Raw genomic sequence first — 12,362 nt, 5'->3', positions numbered from 1 at the left:
TCTCGTCGTCGGTCTCGCCAAGTCAGTGTAGTGATCGAGGCCGATGGGTCCGACGGTCGGCGGGCACCTGACGGCGGAGGATTGCTGTTGTGAACTCGCCGGGCTCCTCACCCGCCCGGCCGATGACCGATCCATCTTCAGCCCAGATCGACGATTGCCCGGCGGTGTCGGCGTAGCCCTCCCCGGTCGGACCGGCGAAGCTCGCCAACACCACCGGCACCTTTGCCGACGTCGCGATGTGCTGCGCCCGACGTTCTTGCTCGTCGAGCTCGTTTCGGTGGTGCACGACACCGCACGCATAGACATCGATGCCCAACGCAGTCAGTTCTCGGGTGTGCTGTTCGATACCGGTGTCTCGGCAGATCGCCAGTCCGACACGCCATCCGTGCACGTCGATCACGGCCGGCCCAGCACCCCGCTGAAAGTGCTGCGCCTCCCCGGCACCCAGATTGACCTTTCGGTAAGCGATCCGCAGCCCATCCGCGTCGACCTGCACAGTGGCTATCGACGGGCCATCGACTGGCGCGCCGACCAACGCGATCCCGTGCACGTCGGCGCACGCGTCGATCAGCGGCCGCAGGACTGCACGATCACGCAACACGTCCACAAGTGCGGCATCGAAGCGATACCCGGTGAGCGACAGTTCCGGAAAGACGATCAGATCTGATGCGGCCGCACGGATCATCGCTGCATGCGCCGCCACTGTTGAATCCAGGTCCCCGACGACTGCGGGCTGCCCGGCAGCGACGCGAAGGATGCTCGCTGCTCCAGTCATTGCAGAAGTATCGCCGACTTGTCCCTGTATCACCGCACAACCGCGTTCCGCGGAACGGCCCCTCACCGTTCGAGCCGGCCCGGAAGCCACCCAACGCTGGTCGAGATCGACCAGCGGATGGTGCGTTCCGCGGAACGTTCAGTAGATCGGCGCGCCACCACGGCGATGGTCGAAGACGAGTGACGTGGTGGTGCCCGCGACCTCACGTCGGCCGTTGAGCATTTCGACGAACTGACGCAGGGTCTCGGTGTCGGCGGTGGCGACGTGGAGTAGGTAGTCGTCGGTGCCGGCGAGGAAGAAGACGTCGATCACCTCGTCGTGGGTGGCGATCTCGCCGACGAACCGGCGGATCTGCCCCCGGGCATCCGATTGCAGGCTCACTGCGACCATGGCGCGCAGCGGACGGCCGACCGCCGCGGGGTCGACGTCGGCGAAGAATCCTCGGATCACCCCGCTGTCGATGAGGCGCCGGACCCGGCCGTGGCAGGTGGACGGGGCGATGCCGACCCGCTGGGCGAGCTCGTTGTTGGGCATGCGAGCGTCGGTCTGCAGCAGGCGCAGCAACGCGCGATCGGTCGCGTCGAGCTCTGCGGTCTGAACATCCTTCGAAAGCGGGGGCACCAGAACCTCCTCATCTAGCTAATCTTCAGTAGCTTCCGCATCTGTGAGAATTTTATACATCAATATTGTACTGATTCCGATGTTCCTTCAGTCTGGTTACACGTTCAGCGACGAGCGTTCCCCGAAACAGCCCGAAGCACCAACACGACGAATCGGAGACATCATGCGCGTCGGAATCCCCACCGAGATCAAGAACAACGAGTACCGCGTCGCCGCGACCCCCGCAGGTGTCGCCGAACTGCACCGTCATGGCCACGAGGTCGTGGTGCAAGCCGGCGCCGGCGAAGGCTCGGCCATCGACGACCGCGACTTCAAAGCCGCCGGTGCCCAGATCCTCGGGACCGCTGCCGAGGTGTGGGAGCAGGCCGATCTCCTCCTCAAGGTCAAGGAGCCCATCGAGGCCGAGTACGGCCTCATGCGTGCCGACCAGACCCTGTTCACCTACCTCCACCTCGCGGCGAGCCGGGCCTGCACCGACGCACTGCTGTCGTCGGGTACCACCGCGATCGCCTACGAGACGGTCCGTGCTGCCGACGGCTCGCTGCCGCTGCTCGCACCGATGAGTGAGGTCGCCGGGCGTCTGGCGCCACAGGTCGGCGCCTATCACCTCATGCGATCTGAGGGCGGACGCGGCGTTCTCATGGGTGGCGTGCCCGGCACCGAACCCGCGCAGGTCGTCATCATCGGCGGTGGCGTCAGCGGCGTGAACGCGGCGACCATCGCGGTTGGCATGGGTGCGCAGGTCACCGTCTTCGACCTCGACATCACCAAGCTCCGCGCTGTCGACGCCCGATTCGGCGGACGCGTACACACCCGCTACAGCACGTCGCTCGCGCTGTCGGAGGCCATCGTGACCGCCGACCTCGTCATCGGCGCGGTCCTGGTGCCGGGCGCCAAAGCCCCTGTCCTCGTATCGAACTCATTGGTGGCGCGGATGAAGCCGGGCGCGGTGCTGGTCGACATCGCGATCGATCAGGGCGGCTGCTTCGAGGACTCGCGTCCCACCACGCACGACGACCCGACCTTCTCCGTCCACGACACCGTCTTCTACTGTGTGGCCAACATGCCCGGCACCGTGGCACGCACCTCGACGCAGGCGCTCACCGGCGCAACCCTCCCCTACGTCTTGCGCCTCGCCGATCAGGGCTGGGAGCAGGCCTGCCGGTCCGACGCCACCCTGGCCGCCGGACTCAGCACGCATGCGGGAGAGCTGTACTCACCAGAAGTCGGTGCGGCACTGGACATCCCCGTCGCAAACGCATAGTCAGAAGCGCACAGTCGTCGTGCCGCGGCGTCGGCCGCGCCAGCCGTAGCGTCGTTCGGTGATGTCGCCGTGACCGTCGTATCCGACACGCAGCACGGTCGACGCGCGGGTGCCGTAGCCGGGCATGTTGACGAAAATCGGTGACAGGTCGGCCTCGAACGCCTTGGGCACGCCGGTATCCGGCAATCGTGCCTTGTCCGGACGGCGCTGATCGGCGAGCAATTCGAGATAGGGTTCAACAGAGGATTCCGCACCCGAATCCGCCTGCACCAGAACGGCCATCGCCGCGGCGCCGTCGGTCACCTTCGGCCAGTCGCTGTCCAACGCGCCGTTCGACAGACCGTGTACTCCGTCCGACACGCGCTCGGCCCTCGGTTCTGGGCGATTGGTCATCCACCACATCTGCGCTTCGTCGGCAACGAGCAGGTTGACCGGATCGAAGTCGGCCGCGTCGGCGCGTGCAGCGAGAGCAAAGGATTCGGGCGTACCGGCCCCGAGCAGGAAGTCCACCGGCAACTCCCCACGCGAACGCACACCCAACCGCTTCGCCGGCCCGACGCGGACATTGGTGACCATCGCTGCGCGCGCAGGAGTTTCGGCGTGGATGCCCATCCAGGTGCCGCCGGCCAACACGTCACGTCCGCCGATCACCGGCAAATCCGACCATCGAGCCAGGGCCCGCGTCCGACGCCGGTGGAACTCATCGCGATTCGCCGCGACGACAAGTCGATACCGCGGGTGGGCGTTCCAGGCGAACAAGATCAGACACATGGGAACTCAGTCGCTCTGCTCACCGATCGGAACGTACTGACTCATGTTCGCCAAACGTCGTTGGGCACCGGCGATCTCCCGCACGGCTTGCGCGACCAGGCTCCGATCCAATGGGGAAAGCCGCCGCATCGACAGTTCGTCGGTGACCTGCTCACCCTGATCGAACTGCGCCACCTGATACGTCAACCGGACACGTTGCAGCACATCGAACACCTCGATGAGAGTGCCGGCCTGATCGTCGGAGAGCATTTCGCTGCCCGACGCGGCCACCAATCGCGACCGGGTGTCCAACGCACTCGACCCGACGCTCAATGCAGCCCACCGTGCGATGTTGACCACCGGCGTCAGGGCGTGGTGCTTGATGTCGAAGGTGTCGTTGCGCGTCAACACATCTCGGATCGACCGCATCCGCGCCTTGGTGGCCAGCGATTCCTGTAGCAGAAGACTCAGGGTGCGCGGGTGTGAACGCAGATCACTCAGCATCTCGCCCGCGGCGCCCGGACCGGATGCACCCCAGATCGCGCGGGCATCGAGCATCAGCGACGTGAAGATCATGCCCTTGTTCTCCAGCGGATCGTCGATCCAGCCGACCGCCGCCGTCCGCCACTGTGTGTGCGTGCGGGTGAACAGCGGCATCGACGCCAGCGCACCGTTGGTGTCGATACGCATCCCGGCGTCACGCAACACGTCGTCGAGACGCCCGAACGCCGCGCGGTAGCCGGCCACCTCGTCGTCGGACACTGAATCTGCGAGCGACACAGCAGAATCCACATCCGAACTGAGCACCGGTTCACGGCGCGCATTGCTGCCCAGCGACAACCAGGTCAGCGCTTTGGCGTTCACCGCCGGGTCGTCGGCGAGGACAAGTTCGAGGCCGCGACGCACGATGGTGTCGTTGATGAAGGACAGCACCCGGGTGATCTCGTGCACCGGCCGCCCACGACGCACGAGGTCGGCTACGAGCTGCGGCGTTCGGCGCGCGTGCCCGGCCACATCCGCGGCGGTGGTCGCGCGCGCGATCTGTCCACGCAGCGTCATCCCCGTACCGGCCGGTGCCGCAACGAAATCCGACGGTGCGACCACCCCGATCACGACACCCGCGGCATCCACCACCGGGATCACCGCCAGATTGCGTTCCAGCAATTCGGTCAGTGCCTCGACCGACGGCGTGTCGTGCGGTACGACGAGGGCAGCGGTGTCGAGCACCTCGACGAGGGGGGTGTCGAGGCTGCGCCCTTCCGCGACCACCCGCACACGGATGTCGGCGTCGGTCAGCAGTCCGTGCCGACCGTCGTCGAGCGGCACCACCATGTAGTCCTGGCCACGATCGGTCATCAGCGATGCCGCGTCGCGGACAGTGAGGTCGGGCGTACCGACGACCGGCGGTGTGCGGATCAGCTCGGCCACCGTGCCACCGACCGCATCGACGGCATCGCGCCGCCGAGCGACCGTCAGCTTGTCGACACTCCTGTCCATACCCGAAATACTAAGAGAAACGGCCCGCCATCCGGGTCACCGGATGGCGGGCCGCCTCAGATCAGACGCGCAACGATCAGGCGTCGGCGGTGGCCGCCTCGGCCGGAGCCTCGTCCTTGCTCTCGTCGACCGGGACCAGGCTGATCTTGCCGCGGTCGTCGATGTCGGCGATCTCCACACGGAGCTTGGAGCCGACGTTCACGACGTCCTCGACCTTGTTGATCCGCTTGCCCTTGCCGAGCTTGGAGATGTGCACCAGGCCATCGCGACCCGGGAGCAGCGACACGAACGCACCGAAGGCGGTGGTCTTGACGACCGTGCCCAGGAACCGCTCGCCCACCTTCGGCAGCTGCGGGTTGGCGATCGCGTTGATCCGATCGATCGCAGCCTGCGCCGACGGTCCGTCGGTGGCACCGACGAACACGGTGCCGTCGTCCTCGATGGAGATGTTGGCGCCGGTCTCCTCGGTGATGCCGTTGATCGTCTTGCCCTTGGGGCCGATCAGCTCACCGATCTTGTCCATCGGGATCTTCACGGTGGTGATGCGCGGTGCGTACGGGCTCATCTCGTCGGGCTCGTCGATGGCCTCGGCCATCACGTCCAGGATGGTCAGCCGGGCGTCCTTGGCCTGGCTGAGCGCACCCGCGAGCACCTGCGACGGAATGCCGTCGAGCTTGGTGTCGAGCTGCAGGGCGGTGACGAAGTCCTTGGTGCCGGCGACCTTGAAGTCCATGTCGCCGAAGGCATCTTCGGCGCCGAGGATGTCGGTGAGGGCGACGTAGCGGGTCTCCCCGTCGACGGTGTCACTCACGAGACCCATCGCGATACCGGCCACCGGGGCGCGCAGCGGCACACCGGCATTGAGCAGCGACATGGTCGACGCACACACCGAACCCATCGAGGTCGAACCGTTGGAGCCGAGCGCCTCGGACACCTGACGGATCGCGTATGGGAAGTCCTCGACGCTCGGGATGACCGGCGACAGGGCACGCTCGGCGAGCGCGCCGTGGCCGATCTCGCGACGCTTCGGCGATCCCACACGACCGGTCTCACCGGTCGAATACGGCGGGAAGTTGTAGTGGTGCATGTAGCGCTTGGACGTCTCGGGTCCGAGCGAGTCGATCTGCTGCGCCATCTTGACCATGTCGAGGGTGGTGACGCCCAGGATCTGGGTCTCGCCGCGCTCGAACAGGGCGCTTCCGTGCGCACGCGGGATCACGGCGACCTCGGCCGAGAGCGACCGGATGTCGGTGATGCCGCGACCGTCGATGCGGAAGTGGTCGGTCAGGATGCGCTGGCGCACCAGCTTCTTGGTGACCGAGCGGTAGGCCGCGCCGATCTCCTTCTCGCGACCCTCGAACTGCTCGCCGAGTTGTCCGAGGATGTCGTCCTTGAGCTCGTCGGTCTTCTCGTCGCGCTCCTGCTTGCCGGGGATCGTGAGGATCTCCGACAGGCGGTCCTTGGCGGCACCTTCGACGGCGTCGTAGGCATCCTGCGCGTACGGCGGGAACAGCGGGAACTCGCCGGTCTCCTTGGCCGCAGCGGCGGCCAGCGACTTCTGCGCCTCGCAGAGACGCGCGATGAAGGGCTTGGCAGCCTCGAGACCCTCGGCGACGATCGCCTCGGTCGGGGCCTGCGCGCCGCCGGCGATGATGTCGATGACGTTCTCGGTGGCCTCGGCCTCGACCATCATGATCGCGACGTCGGCGGTATCAATGGACCCGCTCGCTCCGCTCCCGGCGTCCGAATCGCCTTCACCGCCCACGATGCGTCCGGCGACGACCATGTCGAAGACTGCGCCTTCGAGCTGCTCGACGGTCGGGAACGCGACCCACTGGCCGGCCTTGTTCTCCTCGGTCGGGATCAGCGCGACGCGCACGCCGCCGACTGGACCGGAGAACGGCAGGCCCGCGAGCTGGGTCGATGCCGACGCCGCGTTGATCGCGACGACGTCGTAGAGGTCATTCGGGTTCAGGCTCATCACCGTGACGACGACCTGGATCTCGTTACGCAGACCGTCGACGAAGGACGGGCGCAGCGGGCGGTCGATGAGACGGCAGGTGAGGATCGCGTCGGTCGACGGGCGGCCTTCGCGGCGGAAGAACGATCCGGGGATACGTCCGGCGGCATACATCCGCTCCTCGACGTCCACGGTCAGGGGGAAGAAGTCGAAGTGCTCCTTCGGGTGCTTCGACGCCGTGGTGGTCGACAGCAGCATGTTCTCGTCGTCGAGGTAGGCGGTCACCGAACCGGCGGCCTGCAGGGCGAGACGCCCGGTCTCGAAACGGATGGTGCGGGTACCGAAGCTGCCATTGTCGATGATGGCGGTGGCTTCGGTGATGGCCTCGTCGTAGTCTTCGAGACCTTCGGTGGTGGTCACATCTGTCATGTGGGGTGTAGATCCCTTCGTGACGGCCGCATCGTGCGGCCGTGGTGATGGCCGCACCGGGCGGCCTGTTTATGCGGATATGGGCAGGTCACGTACACGTACTCGCGCACGCGAAAACCAGCCCAGAACGTGCCATGTGAGTCGACGGCCGGAGTGAATGCTCAGACGGCCATCGATCGAAGCGGCCGGAACACATCTGGGTTCCGGCGGCCACTACCGAGGACCGATCTTCATTCGTCGTCACGCCCGTAGGACTGCACGGCAACGATCCATCTGTCAGTTTATCATCGCGCGGTCACAGGTCTTGACAGATACAAACCGGCCGCGTCTCCCGAGGTCGGGAAACGCGGCCGGTGTGCGAAAAATGTGCGCTCAGCGACGCAGGCCGAGGCGCTCGATCAGCGAGCGGTAGCGCTCGATGTCGACCTTGGCGACGTACTTGAGCAGGCGGCGGCGACGGCCGACCAGCAGCAGCAGGCCGCGGCGGCTGTGGTGGTCGTGCTTGTGCTGCTTGAGGTGCTCGGTGAGGTCGGTGATGCGCTTGGTCAGCATCGCGACCTGCGCCTCGGGGGAACCGGTGTCGGTCTCGTGGAGGCCGTACTCGGTGAGGATGGTCTTCTTCTCGGCAGCAGTCAGTGCCATGGTGTTCTCCTGAACTTCTCAGTGCCGCGTTCGCAAACTCCTGACGTGCCGCCGCGGACTGCAGCAACGCCGACTGACCAGGCTACCAGCGGCAACCGCGGGCACCCAAATCGTCACTGCTCCGCAGTGAGAATCGCGCGCGTCTTGTCGACGTCGGCGGCGATCGCGTCGATCAGCGCATCGACGCTGGAGTATGCCTCCATCGCACGGATGCGGCTGACGAAGTCGACGGCGACGTGCTGTCCGTACAGGTCGGCCGACGCATCGAGGACGAAGGCCTCCACCGTCCGGGTGCGGCCCGAGAACGTGGGATTGGTACCCACCGACACGGCCGCCTGGTAACGCTCCCCCGGCGCCACCTGACCCACCACAGGTCCGGCGCCGAGCACCGTGAACCACGCGGCGTAGACCCCGTCGGCCGGGATCGCCGCGTACATGGGAGGCGCGACATTGGCTGTCGGAAAACCCAATTCGCGACCGCGTCCGTCACCGCGGACCACCACACCCTCAACGCGGTGCGGCCGCCCGAGCGCCTCGGCGGCGGCGTCGACATCGCCCGCGGCTACACACGACCGGATGTAGGTGGAGCTGAAGGTGACAGCATGCTCGCCGAACAACGAGATCGCCTGCACCTCGAACCCGAACTTCGCTCCGAGTTCGGTCAGCTTCGCAACGTCACCCGCGGCCTTCCTGCCGAACGTGAAGTTGGCGCCCACCACAACGTCGGCCGCGTGCAAACTCTCCACCAGCACGTCGTGGGCGAAGTCCTTCGGTGACCGCGACGCCAGTTCCGGCGTGAACGGCATCACGCAGAAAACGTCGATGCCGAGTTCCTCGGCGAGTTCGGCCCGGCGGGTCAGCGTCGTCAGTTGCGGCGGATGCGAACCTGGCCGGACAACCTCGGCCGGATGCGGATCGAACGTCATCAGCACCGACGGCACGCCACGCTCGCGCGCGGCTGTCGTCGCCGCACTGATCAATTGAGCGTGACCGCGGTGTACTCCATCGAAGACACCGATGGTGACCACGCATCTCCCCCAATCCGCAGGGATGTCGTCGAGACCTCGCCATCGCAACACGCGCACCAGCCTACGACCACGACGGTCTCCAAACCACCGACAGCCCGACGCCGTTGGCAAACAGTTCGCCCGCAATCCATCACGATGTCGGGCATCGACGCCCACGCGCTACGCCACCGCACGTCGACTCGGCTGTGCGCCCGTCGGGAACGATAGAGTCAAGGCATGCCGAATTCCCGCGCGTCTACACCGCGAACGAAACCGGCGGCCACCGAGCGACCGGTGACCGAGCTGTCGTCGGTCACCCAGGATTACCTCAAGATCATCTGGACGACCCAGGAGTGGGCCGACGTCAAGGTGACCACGAAGATGCTCGCCGAGAAGCTCGCGGTCTCCCCCTCGACGGCGTCCGAGGCGATCCGCAAACTCGCCGACCAGGGCCTGGTCTCACATGAGCGCTACGGCGCAGTGACGCTGACCGAAGAAGGCCGGACCGCGGCGATCCTGATGGTGCGCCGTCATCGGTTGCTCGAGACTTTTCTGGTTCGCGAACTCGGCTACGGCTGGGACGAGGTGCACGACGAGGCCGAGGTTCTGGAGCACGCCGTGTCCGATCGACTGATGGCTCGGCTCGACGCGAAACTCGGACATCCCGACCGGGATCCGCACGGTGATCCGATCCCGGCCCTCGACGGCTCGGTGCCCAGTCCCGACCTGCGCCTCCTATCCGACCTGGAATCCGGCGAATCCGGCACGGTGGCAAGGATTTCCGACGATGATCCGGAGATGCTCCGCTACTTCGACGAGGTCGGGGTGGCGCTCGACAGCGTTCTCACCGTCGCCGAGAAGCGACCGTTCGCGGGCACCATCACCATCTCGGTCGACGGCGACGGACAACTCGATCTCGGCGACATCGCGGCGCGGGCCATCTATCTCGCCGATCACTGATTCAGCGGCCGTCGCGGACCACCATCACAAAGACCTCACTTGTGGTCAGGACCGTCGGCAGTTCCGAAGGTCTCTGGACAGAAACGAGGCCCCTGTCGCAGCGCAAGTCCTCGGACTGGGAACCTCGTCGTCGAGCACAGAAGTCGGCGCGCCCAGATGGCAGCAACGGTGGGACCGTGGAAAACGTTGTAGTAGAACGTACCCTCTGGGCGACACCTTCTGCTACGACGTTCGCCAGTCGACCTTGAGGTGGGAAGAACGCGGCCGCCATGCGGGCCGGAGCTTCGGCGCGAGGGGCACCGCGACAACCGGTGCCGAATTGGAGAACGAAGGTGCTGCAGCACTCGCGTTCTCCAACTCAACTCGAGTTCTCGCAGCTCGAAGGCCACACCCTGTGTCGCGTCGGCTCAACTGCGTGCAGCACAGATTCTCCACCGAACACATGGTGTCCTCGGCACCTCCTTGACACGCAGCATTTCCCCAGTTCAGAGGGCTGTCACCGAACTCGTCGGATCAGCTCCCGTTGAGCGCGTCGACCCACGTCGGGATCATCGACGCTCCCCAGGCGATCAGCCAGACGACCGCCACGACCGCGGCGAGCACCACGAGCCAGGCCAGCACACGGGCCACCGCGTTACCCCTCTGGCCGATGAGGATCTTCACGAACTCGACGAAGATGTCGATCAACCGCACCAAAGTCATCATGTTGCAACGCCTTTCAGGTCCCCGATGGTCATGTCCCCGACGGCCATGTCCCCGATCGTCATGTCATCGTGACGTTGGAGAACGTCAGAACGGGCCAGCACACGATGGAACCGAGGAAGGAGATCACCTTGTCGGTGGTGCTGTCGACGTCCGACAGATGCGACGTGTGCGTCACGGTCCAGATGACGCCGATGATGAAGTAGGGAATGCCGATCAGGATCAGGGCGCCGATGAATTCCGACACCTTCATCTCGTGGTCGAGGATGCGACTGACATAGCCCCACAACGAGGTCGGCGTCGTCCGTGTATCAGACAAGAGGCTTTCCTTTGCGAATCCGGCGACGCAGGTCGCGCATCACGATGTAAAAGCCGCCGAACCGAAGTGGTCGCGGCAGAAAGCGATTGACGAAACCGACGAACAGGAAGAGGTTGTCGTAGCGTCGCTGATCGATCGGCCGCCAGCGCAAGCCCAGCTTCTCGCGGAACAGGGGTGGCAGCGAACCTATCGTCAGGAACCGAAGCAGCCCACGTAACGGCAGGCCGAGTAGCGGATTGATCATGCGAAGGTCGACGAGGTCGTTGATGAATTTCGCCTGCTGCTCGTCGTAGCTGATCCGCTCGCACGCAATGTTCCAGTAGTGGTCGAAGTCTGCGCGGGTTGCCGGCCACATGTCGTCGGTCACCTGCAACGTCGTGGCCAGCGGACGTGCACTCTGATAGAACTTCTCGGCCTGCTCCGAATCCATGCGTCCGTGCAGCAACTGGTGAGTGTCCTCGAAACCGATGAACAGGCATGCCGCGACCCACATCTGGAGTTCACGATCGAAGGCGTTGTACTTGACTGGCGACGACTCGGTGCTCCGGACCTGCCGGTGGGCCCAGTTGATCGCCTCTGCGTAGGCCGCTCGTTCGTCGTCGGTCCCCAGGATGGCCACCGCCAGATACTGTTCGGTGGTTCGGAGCCGCTTCCACGGATGCTTCATCAACGCGCCCGACTCGACCTTGGACTCCATCACGCCGTAGGCGACCTCCGGCCAGCCGAGTTGCATGGCGACATTGGCCGCCGAACCCGCTGCGGCCCAGAAATCGAACGCGTCTTCCAGGTGACCGCGAACGAAGTACTCGTCAGCACGACGCTGCGGGGTGCTGACCGTGATCCGGGTCTGCTCCACAGAGAGATGCTCTGTCGCGGTCGTGAGGTCGGGCAGATACCTACTGCCCCCTGGTCTGCGTGCCACGCTTGTCATCTCGACCCCCATCGTTGCGTGCAAAACAATCTGAATACTGGTGTAGTCAGACTAACGTGCGCCTGTTCAGGGCTACTGTCAAGCAGTTCCGACGATCGGATGCGCAATTGGGGCCATTGGTCCCGAGGGAGTACTCGGACGCATGTACTCAGCCGGCCTGAGTAGAAGCACGCATGCAGCGACGATCCGGACGGGCGACAGTTTCTGTCATGACCAATGAGATTCCTCAGTCCGCGACGACCACCGCCTACTACATTCAGGCCGCCATCGCGTTCGGCGTCAGCCTCGGCGCCTCGATCATCGGCATCGCCTATCTCCCTCTCGACGCGTGGCAACGCGGCTTCCTCGCGATCACCCTGCTGTTCCTGACCTCCAGCACATTCACCCTCGCGAAGGTGGTCCGGGATCGTCAGGAGCAGACCAGTGTCCGCGCCCGCCTCGATGGGGCCCGCGTCGAGAAACTCATCGCCGAGCACGACCCTTTCAAGGGCGTCGCCTGAACGCC

At 65.4% G+C, this 12,362-nt stretch carries 13 protein-coding genes; 3 read left to right on the top strand and 10 right to left on the bottom strand.

Going from position 1 to position 12,362, the window contains the following annotated elements; genetic code table 11:
• Positions 1–22: 22 nt before the first annotated feature.
• Both ACWDTF_RS03640 and ACWDTF_RS03635 read right to left on the bottom strand, forming a co-directional pair.
• Positions 23–775: a carbon-nitrogen hydrolase family protein gene (locus tag ACWDTF_RS03640; RefSeq protein WP_355276007.1), complete on the bottom strand. Its 753-nt coding sequence runs from the start codon at positions 773–775 to the stop codon at positions 23–25.
• 138 nt (positions 776–913) lie between these two features.
• The gene (locus ACWDTF_RS03635) at positions 914–1,396 is read right to left on the bottom strand and encodes an Lrp/AsnC family transcriptional regulator (protein ID WP_355276005.1); all 483 of its coding nucleotides are present in this window, start codon (positions 1,394–1,396) and stop codon (positions 914–916) included.
• 163 nt (positions 1,397–1,559) lie between these two features.
• Between ACWDTF_RS03635 and ald the strand changes: the two genes are divergently transcribed.
• Entirely contained in the window at positions 1,560–2,660 is a 1,101-nt protein-coding gene (gene ald, locus ACWDTF_RS03630) for an alanine dehydrogenase (protein ID WP_449754015.1), read from the top strand.
• Here the strand turns inward: ald and ACWDTF_RS03625 are convergent, their stop codons facing one another.
• From ACWDTF_RS03625 to ACWDTF_RS03605, 5 genes are all read right to left on the bottom strand, one after another.
• Entirely contained in the window at positions 2,661–3,431 is a 771-nt protein-coding gene (locus ACWDTF_RS03625; protein ID WP_449753968.1) for an NRDE family protein, read from the bottom strand.
• A 6-nt stretch (positions 3,432–3,437) separates the two neighbouring features.
• Positions 3,438–4,907: a putative nucleotidyltransferase substrate binding domain-containing protein gene (locus ACWDTF_RS03620; protein ID WP_449753967.1), complete on the bottom strand. Its 1,470-nt coding sequence runs from the start codon at positions 4,905–4,907 to the stop codon at positions 3,438–3,440.
• A gap of 76 nt (positions 4,908–4,983) precedes the next feature.
• Complete coding sequence (locus ACWDTF_RS03615) at positions 4,984–7,296, bottom strand: polyribonucleotide nucleotidyltransferase (protein WP_240856931.1); 2,313 nt, start codon at positions 7,294–7,296, stop codon at positions 4,984–4,986.
• Positions 7,297–7,668: 372 nt separating this feature from the next.
• The gene (rpsO, locus tag ACWDTF_RS03610) at positions 7,669–7,938 is read right to left on the bottom strand and encodes a 30S ribosomal protein S15 (RefSeq protein WP_240856930.1); all 270 of its coding nucleotides are present in this window, start codon (positions 7,936–7,938) and stop codon (positions 7,669–7,671) included.
• A 113-nt stretch (positions 7,939–8,051) separates the two neighbouring features.
• Positions 8,052–9,017 (bottom strand): bifunctional riboflavin kinase/FAD synthetase, encoded by a 966-nt coding sequence (locus tag ACWDTF_RS03605; protein WP_355275996.1) that lies wholly within the window; start codon positions 9,015–9,017, stop codon positions 8,052–8,054.
• A gap of 165 nt (positions 9,018–9,182) precedes the next feature.
• Here ACWDTF_RS03605 and ACWDTF_RS03600 point away from each other — a divergent pair, with 165 nt between their 5' ends.
• Positions 9,183–9,905, top strand: coding sequence for a metal-dependent transcriptional regulator (locus ACWDTF_RS03600; RefSeq protein WP_355275994.1), 723 nt, complete (start codon positions 9,183–9,185; stop codon positions 9,903–9,905).
• Positions 9,906–10,418: 513 nt separating this feature from the next.
• Here ACWDTF_RS03600 and ACWDTF_RS03595 read toward each other — a convergent pair.
• The 3 genes from ACWDTF_RS03595 to ACWDTF_RS03585 are packed head-to-tail and all read right to left on the bottom strand — an operon-like array spanning position 10,419 to position 11,857.
• Positions 10,419–10,610, bottom strand: a complete 192-nt coding sequence (locus ACWDTF_RS03595; protein ID WP_355275992.1) for a hypothetical protein — start codon at positions 10,608–10,610, stop codon at positions 10,419–10,421.
• Between the two features lie 58 nt (positions 10,611–10,668).
• A complete protein-coding gene (locus ACWDTF_RS03590; RefSeq protein ID WP_449754014.1) occupies positions 10,669–10,860 on the bottom strand; it encodes a hypothetical protein in 192 nt (63 codons plus the stop codon).
• A gap of 58 nt (positions 10,861–10,918) precedes the next feature.
• Positions 10,919–11,857 (bottom strand): oxygenase MpaB family protein, encoded by a 939-nt coding sequence (locus tag ACWDTF_RS03585; RefSeq protein ID WP_355275990.1) that lies wholly within the window; start codon positions 11,855–11,857, stop codon positions 10,919–10,921.
• Between the two features lie 209 nt (positions 11,858–12,066).
• On the opposite strand from ACWDTF_RS03585, the gene ACWDTF_RS03580 reads away from it, so the two are divergent.
• Complete coding sequence (locus ACWDTF_RS03580) at positions 12,067–12,357, top strand: YiaA/YiaB family inner membrane protein (protein WP_240856925.1); 291 nt, start codon at positions 12,067–12,069, stop codon at positions 12,355–12,357.
• Positions 12,358–12,362: the final 5 nt, after the last annotated feature.

It is taken from the genome of Gordonia sp. NPDC003422 (assembly GCF_053588675.1).
This window is presented reverse-complemented; position numbering and strand designations above follow the sequence as displayed.